General features: G+C 69.1%; 19 protein-coding genes. 11 read left to right on the top strand and 8 right to left on the bottom strand.

Annotated features, from left to right (window positions below; genetic code table 11):
• Nucleotides 1-59: 59 nt before the first annotated feature.
• A complete protein-coding gene (gene ahcY, locus BJY22_RS38935; protein ID WP_167217036.1) occupies nt 60-1490 on the top strand; it encodes an adenosylhomocysteinase in 1431 nt (476 codons plus the stop codon).
• 88 nt (nt 1491-1578) lie between these two features.
• Here ahcY and BJY22_RS38930 read toward each other — a convergent pair whose 3' ends face one another.
• Together BJY22_RS38930 and BJY22_RS42755 are read right to left on the bottom strand one after the other, a co-directional pair.
• Entirely contained in the window at nt 1579-2325 is a 747-nt protein-coding gene (locus BJY22_RS38930) for a class I SAM-dependent methyltransferase (RefSeq protein ID WP_167217034.1), read from the bottom strand.
• Between the two features lie 24 nt (nt 2326-2349).
• Nucleotides 2350-3450 carry an RDD family protein gene (locus BJY22_RS42755; protein WP_337759801.1) on the bottom strand — a complete coding sequence of 367 codons (1101 nt, stop codon included), beginning with the start codon at nt 3448-3450 and terminating at the stop codon, nt 2350-2352.
• 81 nt (nt 3451-3531) lie between these two features.
• On the opposite strand from BJY22_RS42755, the gene BJY22_RS38920 reads away from it, so the two are divergent.
• Together BJY22_RS38920 and BJY22_RS38915 are read left to right on the top strand one after the other, a co-directional pair.
• Nucleotides 3532-4527 carry a stage II sporulation protein M gene (locus tag BJY22_RS38920; protein WP_167217032.1) on the top strand — a complete coding sequence of 332 codons (996 nt, stop codon included), beginning with the start codon at nt 3532-3534 and terminating at the stop codon, nt 4525-4527.
• 59 nt (nt 4528-4586) lie between these two features.
• A complete protein-coding gene (locus tag BJY22_RS38915; RefSeq protein WP_337759800.1) occupies nt 4587-5336 on the top strand; it encodes a DUF1206 domain-containing protein in 750 nt (249 codons plus the stop codon).
• Between the two features lie 33 nt (nt 5337-5369).
• On the opposite strand, the gene BJY22_RS38910 is transcribed toward BJY22_RS38915, so the two are convergent.
• From BJY22_RS38910 to BJY22_RS42750, 3 genes are read right to left on the bottom strand one after another with little or no spacing between them, the layout of a single operon-like run.
• Nucleotides 5370-6956 (bottom strand): ABC transporter permease, encoded by a 1587-nt coding sequence (locus BJY22_RS38910; protein WP_202891461.1) that lies wholly within the window; start codon nt 6954-6956, stop codon nt 5370-5372.
• Nucleotides 6953-7849: an ABC transporter ATP-binding protein gene (locus tag BJY22_RS38905; protein ID WP_167217028.1), complete on the bottom strand. Its 897-nt coding sequence runs from the start codon at nt 7847-7849 to the stop codon at nt 6953-6955. The genes BJY22_RS38910 and BJY22_RS38905 overlap by 4 nt, the downstream gene beginning before the upstream one ends.
• A gap of 2 nt (nt 7850-7851) precedes the next feature.
• The gene (locus BJY22_RS42750; RefSeq protein ID WP_167217026.1) at nt 7852-8451 is read right to left on the bottom strand and encodes a TetR/AcrR family transcriptional regulator; all 600 of its coding nucleotides are present in this window, start codon (nt 8449-8451) and stop codon (nt 7852-7854) included.
• A gap of 199 nt (nt 8452-8650) precedes the next feature.
• On the opposite strand from BJY22_RS42750, the gene BJY22_RS38895 reads away from it, so the two are divergent.
• From BJY22_RS38895 to BJY22_RS38875, 5 genes are read left to right on the top strand one after another with little or no spacing between them, the layout of a single operon-like run.
• The gene (locus tag BJY22_RS38895; RefSeq protein WP_167217024.1) at nt 8651-10447 is read left to right on the top strand and encodes an ABC transporter substrate-binding protein; all 1797 of its coding nucleotides are present in this window, start codon (nt 8651-8653) and stop codon (nt 10445-10447) included.
• Nucleotides 10448-10454: 7 nt separating this feature from the next.
• Nucleotides 10455-11477, top strand: a complete 1023-nt coding sequence (locus BJY22_RS38890) for an ABC transporter permease (protein WP_167217022.1) — start codon at nt 10455-10457, stop codon at nt 11475-11477.
• On the top strand, nt 11474-12358 hold the full coding sequence (locus BJY22_RS38885) for an ABC transporter permease (RefSeq protein WP_167217020.1): 885 nt from the start codon (nt 11474-11476) through the stop codon (nt 12356-12358). The genes BJY22_RS38890 and BJY22_RS38885 overlap by 4 nt, the downstream gene beginning before the upstream one ends.
• Nucleotides 12358-13320, top strand: a complete 963-nt coding sequence (locus BJY22_RS38880; RefSeq protein ID WP_167217018.1) for an ABC transporter ATP-binding protein — start codon at nt 12358-12360, stop codon at nt 13318-13320. The genes BJY22_RS38885 and BJY22_RS38880 overlap by 1 nt, the downstream gene beginning before the upstream one ends.
• A 3-nt stretch (nt 13321-13323) precedes the next feature.
• The gene (locus BJY22_RS38875; protein ID WP_167217016.1) at nt 13324-14340 is read left to right on the top strand and encodes an ABC transporter ATP-binding protein; all 1017 of its coding nucleotides are present in this window, start codon (nt 13324-13326) and stop codon (nt 14338-14340) included.
• Here the strand turns inward: BJY22_RS38875 and BJY22_RS38870 are convergent.
• Nucleotides 14310-14561, bottom strand: coding sequence for an amphi-Trp domain-containing protein (locus tag BJY22_RS38870; RefSeq protein ID WP_167217014.1), 252 nt, complete (start codon nt 14559-14561; stop codon nt 14310-14312). The genes BJY22_RS38875 and BJY22_RS38870 overlap by 31 nt on opposite strands.
• A gap of 73 nt (nt 14562-14634) precedes the next feature.
• Here BJY22_RS38870 and BJY22_RS38865 point away from each other — a divergent pair, with 73 nt between their 5' ends.
• Both BJY22_RS38865 and BJY22_RS38860 read left to right on the top strand, forming a co-directional pair.
• Nucleotides 14635-14976, top strand: coding sequence for an ArsR/SmtB family transcription factor (locus BJY22_RS38865; RefSeq protein WP_167217012.1), 342 nt, complete (start codon nt 14635-14637; stop codon nt 14974-14976).
• Entirely contained in the window at nt 14969-15772 is an 804-nt protein-coding gene (locus BJY22_RS38860) for a VOC family protein (protein WP_167217010.1), read from the top strand. The genes BJY22_RS38865 and BJY22_RS38860 overlap by 8 nt, the downstream gene beginning before the upstream one ends.
• On the opposite strand, the gene BJY22_RS41285 is transcribed toward BJY22_RS38860, so the two are convergent.
• Nucleotides 15748-16065, bottom strand: a complete 318-nt coding sequence (locus tag BJY22_RS41285) for a hypothetical protein (RefSeq protein WP_202891460.1) — start codon at nt 16063-16065, stop codon at nt 15748-15750. The two genes, BJY22_RS38860 and BJY22_RS41285, sit on opposite strands and share 25 nt — an antisense overlap.
• 52 nt (nt 16066-16117) lie before the next feature.
• Here BJY22_RS41285 and BJY22_RS41280 point away from each other — a divergent pair, with 52 nt between their 5' ends.
• On the top strand, nt 16118-16312 hold the full coding sequence (locus BJY22_RS41280) for a hypothetical protein (protein WP_202891459.1): 195 nt from the start codon (nt 16118-16120) through the stop codon (nt 16310-16312).
• Here BJY22_RS41280 and BJY22_RS38850 read toward each other — a convergent pair whose 3' ends face one another.
• The gene (locus tag BJY22_RS38850; RefSeq protein ID WP_167217008.1) at nt 16313-17605 is read right to left on the bottom strand and encodes a DUF58 domain-containing protein; all 1293 of its coding nucleotides are present in this window, start codon (nt 17603-17605) and stop codon (nt 16313-16315) included. It lies immediately after the preceding gene.
• Between the last annotated feature and the right edge of the window lie 22 nt (nt 17606-17627).

The following is a 17627-nucleotide window of genomic DNA, read 5'->3' as shown; positions in this document are numbered from 1 at the left end:
GTGGCTCGGCCCTCTAGGCTCAGGTCGGTACCAACCACAGTCTTCAGCAGGGGAGCGGCATGACGTTCGACTACAAGGTGGCGGATCTCGGCCTGGCCGAGTTCGGGCGCAAGGAGATCCGGCTGGCCGAGCACGAGATGCCCGGCCTGATGGCGATGCGCAAGCAGTACGGCGAGAGCAAGCCGCTGGCCGGCGCCAGGATCATGGGCTCGCTGCACATGACGATCCAGACCGCCGTACTGATCGAGACGCTGACGGCGCTCGGGGCCGAGGTGCGCTGGGTCTCCTGCAACATCTTCTCCACCCAGGACCACGCCGCCGCCGCGGTGGTCGTCGGTCCGAACGGCTCGGCCGAGAACCCCGCCGGTGTCCCGGTCTTCGCCTGGAAGGGCGAGACGCTGGACGAGTACTGGTGGTGCACCGAGCAGGCGCTCAAGTGGCCGGGCGGAGACGGCCCGAACATGATCCTCGACGACGGTGGCGACGCCACGATGCTCGTCCACAAGGGCACCGAGTTCGAGAAGGCCGGCGCCGTGCCGGATCCCTCGACCGCTGACTCCGAGGAGTACGGCGTCGTCCTGAAGCTGCTGACCCGCACGCTGCAGGAGGACCCGCAGCTGTGGACCACCATCGGTCAGGGCATCAAGGGTGTCACCGAGGAGACCACGACCGGTGTCCACCGGCTGTACGAGATGCACAAGGCCGGCGCGCTGCTGTTCCCGGCGATCAACGTCAACGACTCGGTGACCAAGTCGAAGTTCGACAACAAGTACGGCTGCCGGCACTCGCTGATCGACGGCATCAACCGCGCCACCGACGTGCTGATCGGCGGCAAGGTCGCGGTCGTCTGCGGGTACGGCGACGTCGGCAAGGGCTGCGCCGAGTCGCTGCGTGGCCAGGGCGCCCGCGTCATCGTCACCGAGGTGGACCCGATCTGCGCGCTGCAGGCGGCGATGGACGGGTACCAGGTCTCCACCGTGGACGACGTGGTCGGCGAGGCGGACATCTTCGTCACCGCGACCGGCAACCGCGACGTGATCACCGCCGACCACATGGCGGCGATGAAGCACCAGGCGATCGTCGGCAACATCGGCCACTTCGACAACGAGATCGACATGGCCGGACTGGTCAAGCGGGCCGAGCGGGTCAACATCAAGCCGCAGGTCGACGAGTTCCGGTTCGAGGACGGGCACACCGTGATCGTGCTGTCCGAGGGCCGGCTGCTGAACCTCGGCAACGCGACCGGCCACCCGTCGTTCGTGATGTCGAACTCGTTCACCAACCAGGTGCTCGCGCAGATCGAGCTGTTCGTGAAGACCGCGGACTACCCGACCGAGGTGTACGTGCTGCCGAAGCACCTCGACGAGATGGTCGCCCGCCTGCACCTCGACGCGCTCGGCGTGAAGCTCACCGAGCTGACCAAGGAGCAGTCGTCGTACCTCGGCGTACCGGTCGAGGGACCGTACAAGCCGGACGCCTACCGCTACTGAGCGGATCTGCACGCACGCAGAACCCCCGCAAACGGCTCACATCGGGCCGTTTGCGGGGGTTTTGTCTGCGTGGGGGTTCACGCGCCGGTCAGCGGATCGCCGCGACGAGGTGCTTGTCGGCGACCTGGTGCAGGACGGCGACCTCGGTGAAGCCGGCCTTGCGGAACGACTCGAGGGTGTCGGTGAGGGTGATCTCGCGGGACCTGGCGCGGTCGGCGAAGCGGCGGTCCCGTTCGGCCAGCAGGTCGGCGAACGCGGGCTCCGCGGCGGCGGCGTCCCACCACGTCTCCCAGTCCTCGACGCCGGCGGCGTGCGAGTCGGCCCAGATCTGGTTGCGGAGCTCGACCGTGAGCGCGTCGAGCCGCGGGACCTCGGTGGGGCCGAGGCGCATCGTGTCGGCGTTCAGGAAGACGCCGCCGGGGCGGATCCGGCGGGCCAGGGTCTGGGCGAGTTCGCCGAGGTCGGCGGGGTCGAGCCAGTGCAGTGCTGTTGCCGAGCACGCCGCGTCAACTGGTTCGTCACCCAGTACGGCGTCCCAGCCGGTCGTCCGCAGATCCGCTTCCTCGAACCGCACGCCTGGCACGGCGTTCCGCGCGAGCTCCAGCAGGAACGGGTCCAGGTCCACGCCGACAACCTCCGCCGCGGTGAACCGCTTCGCCGCCCGCGCCGCGATCGACCCCGGCCCGCACGCGAGATCCACGAAACGGTGCGGTGTTCCCGCCAGCTTTTCGACGATCGTCAGCATCAGCTCGAACTGCTCGTCCCGGTCGGGCAGGTAGCCGGCTTGCTGCCGGTCCCAGCGCGTCAACCAGTCGGTCCACTCTATCTGCGACATGGTCGCAACAATAGCCCGGTCGGGTCAGGACCACTGCGAGGATTCGTTGCTGCCGGGGGCGGCCCAGCCTTGGGCGTTGACGGCGGCGGGGCGGGGCTCGGTCGGGCGTGCGGGTGGGGCGAACGGGCCCGGTGGCGGGGGAGCCGGCGGGAGGACGCCGTACGGGCTGGGCGGGGCGAACGGACCCGCCGGAATCCCGTACGACGGCGCGGCAGTCGGCATGGGCCCGGGGGCCGACGGACCGAGCGAGCCGGTCGGGGCTGGGGCGAACGAGCCGGGTGCTGACGGGGCGAATGCGCCCGGCGGGGTGAAGGGGGTGGGGGTGGTGAAGGGTGGGGGTGGGGCGAAGAGGCCGGTGTGGGTTGGGCGGCGGGTGGCGAGGCGTTGGAGTTCTCGGCGGCGGCGTTCGGCCAGGACTGCGGAGAGGTACGCGGGCGCGATGATCGGGGTCGGCGGCGCGGGGGCGGTGACGGCGGAGACCCGGGCGGCCAGGGCCTCGCCGAGCGCGAGCTGCGGGCCCGGGAGGAGCTCGGTGTAACGAGCCAGGTAGTCGCGGGCGGCGTTGGCGAGCTCGTCGGACAGCCGCGACAGCTCCAGCGACTGCGCCCACTGGACCAGATGCCCCGGCACGAACAGTGGCGGTGAAGCCATCGGCTGGTGCCGCTCGCGAATGACGACCGTACCGGCGACCATGTCCCCGAACCGCTTGCCCTGCTTGTTCATCAGGCTCGCCACGATCCCCGGACTCGCCGCGAACCACGGCGCGAAGTCGACGAAGAACCACATCAACGTCCGCACCAGCGCGTGCCGGAACCGGATCGAGCTGCCGTCGTCGCGCACCACCTTCAGCCCGAGCACCATCTTGCCCAGCGTCCGCCCGCGCGTCAGCGTCTCCATCACGACCCGATAGCCGACCATCACGAGCAGTACGACGATGAAGATCAACGCCACCGCCAGCGCCTCACTGGTCTGCGTCCCGAACAGGAAACCGGCCAGCAGCGACACCAGCACGGTCAGTACGACGACCTGCAGCACCACGTCGATCGCACACGCCAGCGCCCGCGTCGGCATCCGCGCGATCCGCACCTGGAGGACGACTGCTTCGCCGGTGACCAGCTGAGACACTTCGTCGCCCCCCTCCTCCGTAGACACTCGGTCCGGCTAGTCTGCCAGCGCGGGGAGCCAGACGGGTCAAGGAGGTGGGCGGTGGACGTAGAGGCGTTTGTCTCGGTGCACCAGCCGCAGTGGGACCGCCTGGCGTACCTGACCCGTCGCCAGCGCCGCCTGACCGGTGCTGAGGCTGAAGAGCTCGTAGTCCTCTACCAGCGCGTCGGCACCCACCTGGCGGCGCTACGAGCAGCTGGAGCGGACCCGGTGTCCATCGGCCGCCTGTCCGGGCTGATCGCTGACGCCCGTGGTGCGGTGACCGGTGCCCAGGCACCCGTCTGGCGGGACATCTCGAAGTACTTCCTGGTCAGCTTCCCCGCTGCGCTGTACGCGTCCAGACGCTGGTGGATCACCATCGGCCTGCTCTTCTACCTGGTCGCCGCCTGGGCCGCGTGGCGCGTGCTCGCGTACCCCGAGGTCGTGGACTCGATCGCCACACCGGACCAGATCAAGCAGCTCGTCGAGCACGACTTCGAGTCCTACTACTCGGAGAATCCGGCCCAGGACTTCGCACTCCGCGTCTGGATCAACAATGCGACCATCAGTGCCGCCGTACTGGCCCTGGGCATCCTCCTGGTCCCGTCCGTCTTCGTGCTCTGGGACAACGCGCTCAACCTCGGACTGAGCGCCGGTCTGATGATCAGCCATGACAAGGGCGGCCTGTTCTTCAGTCTGATCACGCCGCACGGCCTGCTCGAGCTGACCGCGGTGTTCATCGCCGGTGCGGCCGGCCTGCGGCTCGGTTGGTCGTGGGTGGTGCCCGGCGCGCGGACCCGCATGCAGGCGCTCGCCCAAACCGGCCGCGCGACCGTCGGTATGGCGATCGGGCTCGCGGCCGTCCTGCTCGTCACCGGCCTGATCGAAGCGTTCGTCACGCCGTTCCTGCCCGGCCCGGTCCGCGTCACCATCGGCATCGTCGCCGAGCTGGCGTTCTTCACCTACGTCTGGACTCTCGGCCGTCGCGCCTACCGGCAGGGCGAGTACGGCGACGTCGACGAGTCGGAGCGCGAGGCGACGGCCCCGGTCTCCGCCTGATTGTTCGGGCCCGACTGTTTCCGGGCTGGGCACTGTCAGGTGTGACTACCGCCCAGGAAGTGCGACACAGCCGGCCGTACGACGGTGCGATCACCGTCGGCCTGATCGCGTACGGCATCGTGCATCTGCTCGTTGCGTGGATCGCCCTGCAACTGGCGTTCGGCAACTCCTCGCAGGAGGCATCCCAGGAAGGCGCTCTGCGGGAGCTGGCCGGTCAACCGCTCGGCGGCACGCTGTTGTGGGTCGTCGCGGTCGGTCTGTTCGCGCTGGTCGTCTGGCGGATCCTGGCACTTGTCTGGGGCCACCTGGACCTGCACAAGAAGCTGTCCTCGATCGGCCGCGCGATCGTGTACCTCGCGCTGGGTGTCAGCGCGGTCAAGGTCGCGATGGGCGGCGGCGGTTCGAGCACCGGCGAGCAGCAGACGATCTCGTCCCGGCTGATGGCGAACGGCGCGGGCCGGGCGCTGATCGTCGCCGTCGGCATCGCGATCGTCGCGCTCGGGTGCTACCACGGCTACAAGGCGATCACGCTGAAGTTCACCGAGGACCTGGTCGGCGGCGCCTCCGACGGGACGATCCTGCTCGGCCGGATCGGGTACTTCGCCAAGGGGATCGCGTTCGTGGTCGTCGGCGGACTGTTCGGCTGGGCGGCGATCAGCTACGACCCGCAGAAGGCCGGAGGCCTCGACACCGCTCTGCACACGATCAAGGACCAGCCGTTCGGGCCGGTCCTGCTGACCGTGCTGGCGGCCGGCATCGCGGCCTTCGGCGGCTACTGCTTCAGCTGGTCCCGGAACGCCCGCCGGTGAGGTCGTCGGAGCCTCCGGCGGATCGCGACAGCCCTACGCCGGCAGGTCCCGGCGGCGGAGGCCGATCAGGCCGGCGAGGGCGACGACGGCGGCGATCGCGAGGAGGGTGACCAAGGGCCCGGCCGACACCGATCCGCCCGGTAGCGAGGGGAGATGGGTGAACGGTGAGATGTCGCGGATCCAGCCGGCGGTCGCGACGCCGGCGCTGACCAGCCCGATCAGGATGCAGATCGCGGGTCCCGCCCACGACACCATCGAGGCCTGCGGGAAGAACCCGAAGATCGCGAGCGCGATCGCGGCCAGTACCCACACGGCCGGCAACTGGGCGAGCGCCGCACCGATCAGCCGGGGCACCTGACCGCCGACGTCCCCGATCGCCACGCCGTACGCCAATCCCTCGGCCACACCGGCCGCCAGCAGCGCGACCGCCGGACCGAGGAGGCTGAAGACAAGATGGCTCGCCGCCCACTGCCAACGGCTCGTCGCAGTTGCCAGCACCGGTTCGACACGTCCGCTGCTCTCCTCGACCCGCATCTTGAGCGTGGCCTGGACGGCGTACGCCGACGCGATCATGCCGACGAGCGCCGTCACCCCGGCCAGGAACGAGTCGATCAACCCGGTCGCGCCACCCAACCGCTGGAACATCTCCTGGACGGCCGGCTCGTCGCGGATCATGTCCCCGACGCCCTCGGCGACACCGCCGAACAGCAAGCCCAGCAAGGCGAATCCGGCTGTCCATGCGACCAGCAGCCCACGATGCAACCGCCACGCCAGCGCGACCGGCGACCCGAGCTCACCGTCCGCCGGGCCGAGTCGATCGGGCAGGATCCCGGCCCCGACGTCCCGCCGTACGGCGAGACTCACAGCCGCAACCACCAGCAGAACTGTCACCGCCGCGATCACCGCGGCCAGCCACCAACGGTTCTGGGCGTAAGGGTGGATCTGCTGCGCCCAGGCGATGGGAGACAGGTACGACAACCAGGCGAGCGGCCCGTTGGTGTGCGCACTGGTGTCCCCGGCGGCTCGCAGTACATAAGCCCCTCCGAGGACACCGATCGCGATCCCGCGCGCGGTCCCGGCGCTCGCGGTCAGTTGTGCCGCGACCGCTCCGACAGCGGCGAAAACCCAACCTGTGCAGGCGTACATGGCGCCGATGGCGATCGACCCGGCGAGCGGCAGGTCCTGGATGTGCATGCCGAGGGCAAGCAGTACGCCGAGGACGACGTTCGCGCCGAGGACCGTGACGAGCGCGGCGGCCAGTTGCGCGTGCCGCCCGACGACGGTTGCCCCAAGCAACTCACGACGTCCGGTCTCCTCCTCGACCCGGGTGTGCCGGATCACCGTGAGCAGGCTGATCAATCCGACCATCACGGGCACGAACCCCAGTCGCCAGGTGACGAATTCTCCCAGGCTCGGCCCGGAAAGCTCGCCGTACAAGGTGATGAAGCCCGCATTGCTCGCGTACTTGATCCGTGAGTCCGGCGTCGGGAACAGGTCGCCGTACTCCTTGACGTAGCTCACCGAGATCGCCACCAGGAGCAGGATCCACAGCGGCAGGACGACGCGGTCGCGGCGCAGGACCAGCCGGATCAGGCCGCCCGTCCCGGCCAGGCTCTTCATTGCACGGCCTCGGGTTCGTACAGCCGCAGGAACAGTTCCTCGAGCGACGGCGGCTGGCTGACCAGGCTCCGTACGCCGATCTCTGTCAGGTGTCGCAGTACCGGGTTGATCTCCTCGGTGTCGACGTCGAACCGGACGCGGCCGTCGTCGAGCCGCAGGTCGTGGACGCCGGTGAGCTGCGCGAGACCGTCCATCGGGCCGACCAGCTCGGCCTGGATCGACGTGCGGGTGAGGTGCCGCAGCTCGTTGAGCGTGCCGCTCTCGACGGCGCGGCCGGCGCGGATGATCGTCACCCGGTCGCAGAGCGCCTCGACCTCGGACAGGATGTGGCTGGACAGCAGGACGGTCCGGCCTTCGCGATCGCTGATCTCCTGCACGACCTCGCGGAACACCTCCTCCATCAACGGATCCAGCCCGGAGGTGGGCTCGTCGAGGAGCAGGAGCTCGACGTCGGAGGCGAACGCGGCGACGAGCGCGACCTTCTGGCGGTTGCCCTTCGAGTACGCGCGGGCCTTCTTCCGCGGGTCGAGGTCGAACCGCTCGAGCAGCTCGGCCTTGCGCTTCTTGTCCACGCCGCCGCGCATCCGGCCGAGCAGGTCGATCGCCTCGCCGCCGGACAGGTTCGGCCACAGGGTCACGTCGCCGGGAACGTACGCGAGCCGCCGGTGCAGCGCGGTCGCGTCCGACCACGGATCGCCGTCGAGGACGCGCGCCGTACCGCCGTCGGCGCGCGTCATGCCGAGCAGGATGCGAATGGTGGTGGTCTTCCCCGCGCCGTTCGGGCCGAGGAACCCGTGCACCTCTCCGGTTCGCACCGTGAGATCGAGACCGTCCAAGGCGTGGGTACGCCCGAATCGCTTGACCAGACCTTCCGTGCTGATCGCAGCCGGCATGATCACTTCTCCTGTTTCCGCGGGTTGATGTTGTCCTGCGGGAGCAACGGGATCGTGAAGACCTCCATCAGGGCCTGGCCGATCCGGTTGTAGCCCGCCGGGGTGGTGATGTCCTCGCCGAGCGCCTTCGAGACCTGGTCGCGGAACACGAACACGCTCAGCTTGATCGCGGCCAGGGCGGCGGCGTACCCGCGCCGGTCCTTGGGGTCGATACCGAAGGTGGTGGTCCACTCCTCGACCGCGTCGACCCCTTCGAGGAAGAACGCGGTCGCGGTCTCGGAGCCGTCCATCATCGAGCGCACGATGTAGAGCTGCAGCGGGAACGCGACCGGGTGCAGCGCCAGCGGGTCGAGCCCGGTGAGGTCGTTGTCCCGGGTCAGCTCGGCGCCGATCTGCAGCATCCGCTCCTTGGCGTAGGTGTCGCACGCCTCGCGCAGCGCCTCCTTGGACCCGAAGTGGTGCCGTACCAGCCCCGACGACACCCCGGCCTCGGCTGCGATGTCGCGGATCGAGGCACCCTCGATGCCGCGCTGCCCGAACAGCTTGATCGCCGCGTCCCGGATGCGCGCGCGAGCCGTCAGATCCTCCGCCGCCCGATCCATTCCTGCTCCTCTCGCTACACGTAAAAGCAAACTACTACACGATCGTGTAGTCAAGCCCGTGGTCCTGGCGTAAGGAGCGGGGCGGAGCGGTAAGAAGGTTTCTTAAATGTGACAAAAGTTCGTATCTCCTTGACGGGAAGGCGGTTGCTGGTGTGGTTTTCTCCCCAAACACCAACGGCTGGGGAAGGTGGGCGGCCCGATGAGGAAGTTGCTGGCGGCGCTGGCGGCGCTGTGTTTGCTGGTGGTGATTCCCGGGACGGCGTCCGCCGCCGAACCGGCGCAGAAGAAGGTCATCAAGATCGGGGTGACCCAGGCGGTCGACTCGATGAACCCGTTCCTGGCCGTACGGCTGGTGTCCGGGTCGATCCAGCGGATGATCTACGGCTTCCTGACGGTGCCGGACTCCAAGACCCTGCAACCGAGCCCGGACCTGGCCGAGTCCTGGACGACGTCACCGGACGGGCTCACCTGGACGTTCAAGATCCGCCAGACGAAGTGGTCCGACGGGCAGCCGGTCACGGCCGAGGACGCGGCCTGGACGTTCAACAAGATGATCACCGACGACGGCGCGAAGACCGGCAACGGCCCGGCGGTGGAGAACTTCCAGAGCGTCACCGCGAACGGGCAGGAGCTGACCATCAAGCTCAAGACCCCGCAGGCGTCGATGCTCGACAACCCGGTGCCGATCATGCCCAAGCACGTCTGGGAGAAGGTCAAGAACATCGCGGAGTACGACGCCGAGGTCTACCCGGCCGTCGGTAGCGGGCCGTACGTCGCGGTCGAGCACAAGAAGGACCAGTTCGTCCGGCTGGAGGCGAACCCGGACTACTGGCGCGGCCGCCCCAAGATCGACGAGCTGCAGATCATCTTCTACGACAACCCCGCGGCCTCGATCGTCGGCCTGAAGAAGGGCGACATCGACCTGATCGGCCGGCTGAACCCGTCGGACTTCGAGTCGCTGAAGGGCGACGACAACATCGTCCAGTGGAACACCCAGGGCCGGCGGGCGACGTACCTGCAGATCAACCACGGCGCGACGACCAGCGACGACAAGCCGATCGGCGACGGGCACCCGGCGCTGAAGGACCCGAAGGTGCGGACCGCGCTGCACCACGCGATCGACAAGCAGAAGCTCGTCGACGAGGTCCAGGGCGGGCTGGCGAAACCGGCCGACGGCTCGATCATCCCGCCGCTGTACAAGGACTACTTCTGGGAGGCGGGCGGCGACCAGAAGATCGGCTTCGACGTCGCGAAGGCCAACAAGATCCTCGACGACGCCGGGTACAAGAAGGGTCCGGACGGTCTCCGCACGATGCCGGACGGATCGCGGAAACTGCAGTTCCGCTTCAGCATCCACACCGACGCCCCGATCGAGGACAAGCTGGCGGAGTACCTGACCGGGTGGCTCAAGGAGATCGGCATCGGGCTGACCACCAAGCGGCTCGACTCCAGCAAGTTCAGCGAGGAGACCGGGACGACGGCGCTCTTCGACATCGCGATCAGCGGCTGGTCGGTGAACCCGGACCCGGAGGAGGTACTCGCCACGCACCTGTGCAGCCGGCGTCCCACCGCGTCCGGCGAGGGCGGCGGTACCGAGTCGTTCTACTGCGACCCGACGTACGAGAACCTGTACCTGCAGCAGCAGAAGGAGCTCGACCGGGGCAAGCGCGCCGACGTCATCAAGAAGATGGAGGAGCGGCTTTACACCGATGCCCCGGTGATCGCGCTGTACTACCCGAACGACCTCGAGGGCTACCGCAAGGACCGGATCGCGAGCATCACGCCGATCCCGGAGGACAAGGGCCTGCTGTACGGCGGTTCGGGCTACTGGCCGTTCTACACGGTGGAGGCCGTCTCGAAGGACGGTGCCGCGGCCGACAGCGGCGGCACGAGCACCGGCCTGATCGCAGGCATCGCGGCGGCCGCGGTCGTCGTACTGATCGGCGGGTTCTTCGTCCTACGACGCCGCCAGGGCGCGGCCGACGAGCGCGAATGACGGTGTCATGACCGCGGCTCTAGACGAGCTGGAGCAGGCGCCTGCCCGCCATGGTTTGTTGCGGTACGCCGCGACCAAGGCGGGCGGTGCCCTGCTCAGCATCGCGATGGTGATCGTCGCGACGTTCTTCCTGTTCCGGATGCTGCCGGGTGATCCGGTCCGCGCGTTGGCGCAGGGCCGGAACATGACGCCCGAGCAGCTGGACCTGGAACGCGCGCGGCTCGGGCTGGACAAGTCGATCCCGGAACAGTTCGTGCGCTTCGTCAAGCAGACACTGCAGTTCGACCTCGGGGTGTCGTACGAGTACAAGCGGCCCGTCCTCGATCTGATCGGCGAGCGGATCGGGTCGACGCTGCTGCTCACCGGTACGGCGCTGGTGCTGGCCGTGAGCCTCGGTCTCTGGCAGGGCGCCCGGGCCGGCTGGAAACCTGGAAGCCGGTTCGACAAGGTGTCGACGGCGATCTCGCTGGTGCTGTGGTCCGTGCCGACGTTCTGGCTGGGGTTGTTGCTGCTGATGGTGTTCGCGGCCGGAATCGGACCGATTCCGGGGATTTTCCCGACCCGCGGCTCCTCGAGCGTCGACAAGCCGGACGGGTTGGCGGGCGTGCTGGACGTCGGGCAGCACATGGTGCTGCCGTGCCTCACGCTGGTCGCCGTCGTGTACGCGCAGTACCTGCTGGTGATGCGGTCGTCGGTGATCGACGAGGTCGGTCAGGACTACGTCACGACCGCGCGGGCGAAGGGTCTGCGCGATGACGACGTACGGCGGAAACACGCCGTTCCGAACGCGCTGCTGCCGACCGTGACGCTGGTGTTCATGCGAATCGGGTTCGTGGTCGGCGGTGCCGTGACGGTCGAGGCGATCTTCAGCTGGCCGGGGCTCGGGCAGCTGTTCTACGAGGCGATCCGGGTGCCGGACTTCACGTTGATGCAGGGAACGTTCCTGCTGATCACGGTTTCCGTGATCGTGATGAACACGTTGGCCGACGTGGTGTACCACGTGCTGGATCCACGGGTGAGGTCGGCATGAGCACTGTTTCCTGGGTCCGGCGCCGGCGTTCCGCCGCTCGTTTCTGGGCGGATTTCCGCACCCACCGGGCCGGAGTCGCCGGGCTGGTGATTCTCGCGGTGGCCGTCGTGCTGGCGTTGATCGCGCCGCTGTTCATCGATTCCGGCGTGACGAACGTGGTGTCCGGAACCGGGGAGAAAATGGCGCCGCCGAGCCTCGACGATCCGCTCGGCACCGACGAGTCGGGGCGGTCGGTGCTGCTGATGATCTGGTGGGGTTCGCGGACGTCGCTGCTGATCGGTTTCCTCGCGGCGTTGCTGAGCATGGTGATCGGGACCGTGCTCGGGATCGCGGCCGGGCATTTCCGGGGCTGGGTCGGCGCGGTGATCCTGCGGGTGACCGACTGGTTCCTGGTGCTGCCGTCGCTGGTGACGGCGCTCGTGCTGGCGGCGATCCTGGGTGGGTCGACGGCGACCATCGTCGTCGCGATCGGCGTCACCTCGTGGCCGTCGACGGCGCGACTGATCCGGGCGCAGACGCTCGCCGTCGAGGCCCGCCCGTACATCGAACGGTCGCTGGCGCTCGGGGCCGGGCACTGGCACATCACCACCCGCCATGTGCTGCCGAACGTCGCCCCGTTGCTGCTGGCAAGTACGACGCTCGAGGTCGCGAGCGCGATCGTCACCGAGTCGACGCTGGCGTTCCTGGGCGTCAGCGCGAACAAGACCTCGTGGGGGACCATGCTGCGCGGATCGTACGACTGGGGCGCGGCGACCGCCGGGGCGTGGTGGTACATCCTCGTGCCCGGTCTGTGCATCGTCATCGTGGTGATGGCTTTCACCTTGTGTGGAAGGGCTTTGGAGACTGTGCTCAATCCCCGGCTGCGGACGCGGGCGGTCTGATGCTGACACTCGAAGAGCTGTCCGTCACGTATCGGATCGGCGACACGCGCGCCGGCAGGGCAGCGGACGACGTTCCCGCCGTACGCGGAGTGTCCCTGGAGCTGGCAGCTGGTGAGGCTCTCGGGCTGGCGGGCGAGTCCGGGTCGGGGAAGTCCTCGGTCGCGCTCGCACTGCTCCGTCTGCTGCCACGGTCCGCCGTGGTTGGTGGCCGGGTGTTGCTGGACGGCGAGGACGTACTGACGATGAAATGGGGCCGGCTGCGGGCCGTGCGGTGGTCGTCGGCGTCAATCGTTTTCCAGGGCGCGCAGCACGGGTTGAATCCGGTACGGCGGATCGGCGACCAGATCGCCGAGCCGCTGCTGGTGCACAGGCTGGCGTCCGGCGCCGCGGCCGAGGCGCGCGTGCGGGAGTTGCTGGAGCAGGTCGGCCTGCCGGCGTGGCGGGCGCGCAGTTACCCGCACGAGCTGAGCGGTGGCCAGCGGCAGCGCGTGATGATCGCGATGGCGCTGGCGTGCTCGCCGCAGCTGATCATCGCGGACGAACCGACGACCGCGCTCGACCTGATGGTGCAGGCGCAGGTGCTGACGCTGATCCGGCAGCTGATCGCGGACCACGGGATCTCGTTGCTGATGATCTCGCACGACCTGTCGGTGCTCGCGGACATGTGCGACCGGCTGGCGGTCATGTACGCCGGTCGCCTGGTGGAGGTCGGGCCCTCCGCGGGGAAGTTCCGGCATCCGTACAGCCAGGCGCTGGCTGCCGCGTTCCCGACCGTCGGCGATCCGGCGTCGCGACTCGCTCCGCGGGGGCTCGCCGGTGATCCGCCGGATCCGCAGGAGCTGCCCGGTGGGTGTGCGTTCCATCCGCGGTGTCCGGTCGCGCTCGAGTCGTGTGCGAGTACCGACGTACCGCTGCGGGTGTCCGGTGACCGGGCTGCCGCCTGTGTCTTGGTAGGGGAGTGACTCTTGCTAGAGGCAACTGACTTGTCCGTCGAGTTCGCCGGGCGCGGTGGCCGGCGGGCACGGGCCGTCGACGGGGTCAACCTGTCCGTCGGCGCCGGTGAGATCGTCGCGCTGGTGGGTGAGTCCGGCTGCGGGAAGACCACGCTCGCCCGGACGTTGCTCGGTCTCGAGCGGCCGACCTCCGGCCGGATCACGTACGACGGGACGCCGCTGAGCTACACCGGCCGGGCGCTGAAGGCGTTCCGCCGGCAGGTCCAACTCGTCCTGCAGGATCCGATGGGTTCCCTGAACCCACGGCAAACGGTGTACGAAGCAGTCGCCGAAGGTCCGCGCATCCACCGTCTCCCCAGCAGGAACACCGCGGCTGTGGCGGGGTCGGAGGTTGCGGCCGCGCCGGTGGACGAGGAGGCGCTGGTGGCCTCGGCACTGTCCCGTGCCGGTCTGCGGCCGCCGGAACGTTTCTTCCACCGTTTTCCGCATCAGCTGTCCGGCGGACAGCGGCAGCGGGTCGTGATCGCCGGTGCGCTCGCACTCGACCCCAAGGTCCTGATCGCCGACGAGCCGGTCGCGTCCCTCGACGCGTCGGTCCGCGGCGAGATCCTGTCGCTGCTGCTCCGGCTGCGCGACGACCTCGGCCTGTCCGCGCTCGTCGTCACCCACGACCTCGGCCTGGCCTGGAACATCGCCGACCGGGTCGCGGTCATGTACCTCGGCCGGATCGTCGAGTCCGGCCCGACCGAGGACGTGCTGACCGACCCGCAGCACCCCTACACGCAGGCGCTGCTCTCGGTCCTTCCCGAGTCCCCGCAGCGGATCGTTCTCACCGGCGAGCCGCCGGACCCCACCCGCATCCCCACCGGCTGCCGCTTCCACCCCCGCTGCCAACTGGTGGCCCAGGGCAACGGCGCACCGGCCTGCAGCACGCAACCCCTGCCGATCCTCCCGGCCGGCGCGTCCCCCCAGGTGGCGTGCCACATGGCCGGTGTGGATCAGACCGCGGTGTCGTCCTCCGGCTCCTGAGCGGCGTCGGCGAGCGCCCATTTCAGCTGGAACTCGACCTCTTCCTCGTCCTCGCCGCGCTCGTGCTCGACGCTGATCCGTGCGTTCTTCGGCACCGTGAACCGCTCACCGGCGATCTGGATCCGGAACGGCTTGCCCGACTCCAGCGCGTCCGCCAGTCGCCGCAGCTTGGCGGCGAAGTCGGCGACCGTGTAGTCCTTCTCGACATCTCTCTCACTCATGCCGCCTATCCAACCAGCCGACAGGTTCTTCCACTGGTTGACAATAGTTAACAAGTAGTAGAACTATTGCGGTATGGCGCAAGATCAGGTCGACCGCTTCTTCGAAGTCCTGGCTGATCCGACGCGGCGGCAGGTCGTACAGCTGCTGGGGGAAGGGCCGCGGCGGGCTGGTCAGCTGGCCGCGGCGACCGGGGCGTCGTCGCCCGCGATGAGCCGGCACCTGCGGATCCTGCTCGAGGCGGGACTGGTCGCCGACGAGCGGGTACCGGACGACGCGCGGGTCCGCGTGTTCCGCCTCAATCCCGAACCGGTGGTCGCCGTCCAGGCCTGGCTCGACCAGGTGCAGGCGCACTGGCGCGACCAGCTGGGCGCCTTCAAACGGCATGTCGAACAGAAAGGGGCGTCCGATGACTGAACCGTCCGCGACCACCTCCGTCGAGGTGGCGGTCGACCCGGCGACCGCGTTCCGGGTGTTCACCGAGGAGATCGACCTGTGGTGGGTGCGCGGCCCGATCAACTTCTTCGACGCCGCCCGCGCCACCGCCATGCAGATCGAGCCCGGCGTCGGCGGCCGCATCCTCGAGGTGTACTCACCGCCCGACGAGGTCCTCGAGCTCGGCAGGGTCACCGACTGGACGCCGGGCGCGCTGTTCGCCTATCGCAGTTCGGTCGACGACACCGAGACCCGCATAAATTTCGAGGCATGCGACGGCGGCACCCGCGTGACCGTCGTACAGTCGCTCGTCCCCGGTGGCGAGAAGGCCTTCTACTTCTGGCCGAACGTCATCCACTGGCTCCAGGCCTGGGTCGAACGGCGCGATCACGCGTCCCGGACACCGCGCGAGCTGGACCGGCTCGCGATCGCCTTGTACTACGAGGATCCCGCCGCCGCGGGGCGGTGGCTGCACACGGTCTTCGGCCTGGACTCGTGGGACAAGATCCCGGCCGAGGGCACGGACCCGTCCTGGATCGAGCTGCAGGTCGGCACCCGCGCGATCCTGCTCTTCAAGCTCACGGAGCAACGCACCGCGCAGCTGGACCACAGCGTCTGGGTGTACGTCGACGATCTCGACGCGCATTTCGCGCACAGCCAGGAGAACGGCGCGAAGATCCTCTCGGACATCCACCAGCACGGGTACCGCTGCTACGAAGCCGAAGACCTGGAGGGTCATCAGTGGACGTTCGCTCAGGCTCGCCCGACGATGGCGTGACCGAGCAACCACTCACCGGAGGCCGCCTGACGCCCGGGGTCGTGCGGGTCGGTGACACGGTACGCCGCCCCGGCTCGGACCGGTCCGCCTTCACCGCGGACCTCCTGAAACTCCTGGCGGAACACGGTTTCACGGCGGCCCCGCAGTACCTCGGTCAGGACGAGACCGGCCGCGACATCCTCACGTTTCTCGAAGGCTGGGTCCCTGCCAGATATCAGCGTTGGACCGACCAACAGATCGCAGCGGCCGGCGCCGTCCTCCGCGCCTTCCATGACGCCACGCGCGACAGCCACCTGTCCGCCGGTCGCGAGGTCGTCTGCGGCTCGACAGGCCCACCAGGTCCGAGTGCTGGCCGACGCCTACGGCCTCACCTCCCGACGTGCCGAGCTGGTCGCGGCCGTCCTGGCGCGGCTGGTGGTGAATGTGGAGTTCTGGTCGCGGCGGCCGTGTGCGGAGGCGGCGGAGCGGATCGCGTGGTCCTGGCGGGAGCACGCGTTCGTGGTGGCGAATCGTGAGGTGTTCGAGGCGGCGCTTGTCTAGCTAGAGGCGGCCGGCCTTCTTCAGGGCGAGGTAGGTGTCGGCCAGGGCGGGGGCGATGTGGTCGGGGGGCTCGTCGATCACGGTGACGCCCGCTCGGGTGAGGGTGGCGGTGAGCCGTTCTCGGTCGAGGCGGGTGCGGGCCGCGGAGGCGGCGTTGTAGACCTCGGTGAGGTCCGCGCGGGAGGACTCGAGTTCGATGAGCCGCGGGTCGGCGACGGAGGCCAGCAGTACGACGTGACGCCGCAGCAGCGGGCCGATGACGGGGAGCAGGGACTCCTCGATCGCGGCGGGGTCCAGGCCGGTGAGGAGCACGATCAGCGAGCGTTGGCCCAGGCGTTCCAGGACCTGTGAGACGACGATGCGGAAGTCGGTCTGGACGAGTTCGGCCTCGACGTTCGCCAGCGCGTTCACGAACGACGGTAGAACGTCTTCCGGCGCGGGACGCCGTACGTCGGCCCGCACCGCGGAATCGCAAGCCAGCAAGGAGACCCGGTCACCCGCCCGCGTGGCGAGAGCGGCGAGCAGCAGCGCCGCATCCATCGCGTGGTCCAGCCGTGGGGCGTCCCCGACGCGACCCGCGGACAGCCGCCCCGAGTCGATCACGATGGCGACCTGCCGATCCCGCTCAGGCCGCCACGTGCGCAGTACGACGTTCCCGCGTCGCGCCGTCGCCCGCCAGTCGATGCTGCGTACGTCGTCCCCAGGCACGTAGTCCCGCAGCGAGTCGAACTCCGTGCCCTGCCCGCGCACCAGCAACGCCGTACGCCCGTCCAACTCCCGCAACCGTGCCAGCCGCGACGGCAGATGCTTGCGGCTCTTGAACGGCGGCAGCGCCCGGACCGTCCAAGGGACTTGGTGCGACCCCTGCCGGCCCGCGAACCCCAGCGGCCCGATCGACCGCACAGTCACCCGGACAGCGTGCCGATCACCGCGTCGCGTAGGCAGGAGGTGCGTGGTCAGCCGGCGCCGCTCACCCGACGGCAGGTCCAGCTTGTGCGGCGGATCCAGTACGCCGGCCGACGGCGGCCACGCGTCCCGCAGCAACCCGCGCACGCGACGACCCGGGTTGGTCACCAGGAGGTTCACCGCAGCCGGCTCACCCAGCCGTACGGCGTTGTCGCCTTCACGACTGAACTGCAGCCGGCGCGGCGACCCGGCCAGCAGCATGTCCACGACACACACGACCAGCACCACGGCGACCACCACGCCGACCCCGGCCCACGACGGCATCACCAGGGCGACAAAGACAACCCCAGCAGCGGCCAAGATGCCGGCCCGGCCAGTCAGGACCATGAGCAGCGCACCACCTGGAGGA

The organism is Kribbella shirazensis (assembly GCF_011761605.1).
GTDB lineage: Bacteria > Actinomycetota > Actinomycetes > Propionibacteriales > Kribbellaceae > Kribbella > Kribbella shirazensis.
Note: the sequence above shows the minus strand (reverse complement) of the source record. Positions and strands in the feature narration are given on the sequence as shown.

Excerpts from the sequence above, each read along its gene's own strand:
- ahcY (WP_167217036.1), top strand. The coding sequence starts at position 60 with ATGACGTTCGACTACAAGGTGGCGGATCTCGGCCTGGCCGAGTTCGGG.
- BJY22_RS38930 (WP_167217034.1), bottom strand. The coding sequence starts at position 2,325 with ATGTCGCAGATAGAGTGGACCGACTGGTTGACGCGCTGGGACCGGCAG.
- BJY22_RS38910 (WP_202891461.1), bottom strand. The coding sequence starts at position 6,956 with ATGAAGAGCCTGGCCGGGACGGGCGGCCTGATCCGGCTGGTCCTGCGC.
- BJY22_RS38905 (WP_167217028.1), bottom strand. The coding sequence starts at position 7,849 with ATGCCGGCTGCGATCAGCACGGAAGGTCTGGTCAAGCGATTCGGGCGT.
- BJY22_RS42750 (WP_167217026.1), bottom strand. The coding sequence starts at position 8,451 with ATGGATCGGGCGGCGGAGGATCTGACGGCTCGCGCGCGCATCCGGGAC.
- BJY22_RS38895 (WP_167217024.1), top strand. The coding sequence starts at position 8,651 with ATGAGGAAGTTGCTGGCGGCGCTGGCGGCGCTGTGTTTGCTGGTGGTG.
- BJY22_RS38890 (WP_167217022.1), top strand. The coding sequence starts at position 10,455 with ATGACCGCGGCTCTAGACGAGCTGGAGCAGGCGCCTGCCCGCCATGGT.
- BJY22_RS38885 (WP_167217020.1), top strand. The coding sequence starts at position 11,474 with ATGAGCACTGTTTCCTGGGTCCGGCGCCGGCGTTCCGCCGCTCGTTTC.
- BJY22_RS38880 (WP_167217018.1), top strand. The coding sequence starts at position 12,358 with ATGCTGACACTCGAAGAGCTGTCCGTCACGTATCGGATCGGCGACACG.
- BJY22_RS38870 (WP_167217014.1), bottom strand. The coding sequence starts at position 14,561 with ATGAGTGAGAGAGATGTCGAGAAGGACTACACGGTCGCCGACTTCGCC.
- BJY22_RS38865 (WP_167217012.1), top strand. The coding sequence starts at position 14,635 with ATGGCGCAAGATCAGGTCGACCGCTTCTTCGAAGTCCTGGCTGATCCG.
- BJY22_RS38860 (WP_167217010.1), top strand. The coding sequence starts at position 14,969 with ATGACTGAACCGTCCGCGACCACCTCCGTCGAGGTGGCGGTCGACCCG.
- BJY22_RS38850 (WP_167217008.1), bottom strand. The coding sequence starts at position 17,605 with ATGGTCCTGACTGGCCGGGCCGGCATCTTGGCCGCTGCTGGGGTTGTC.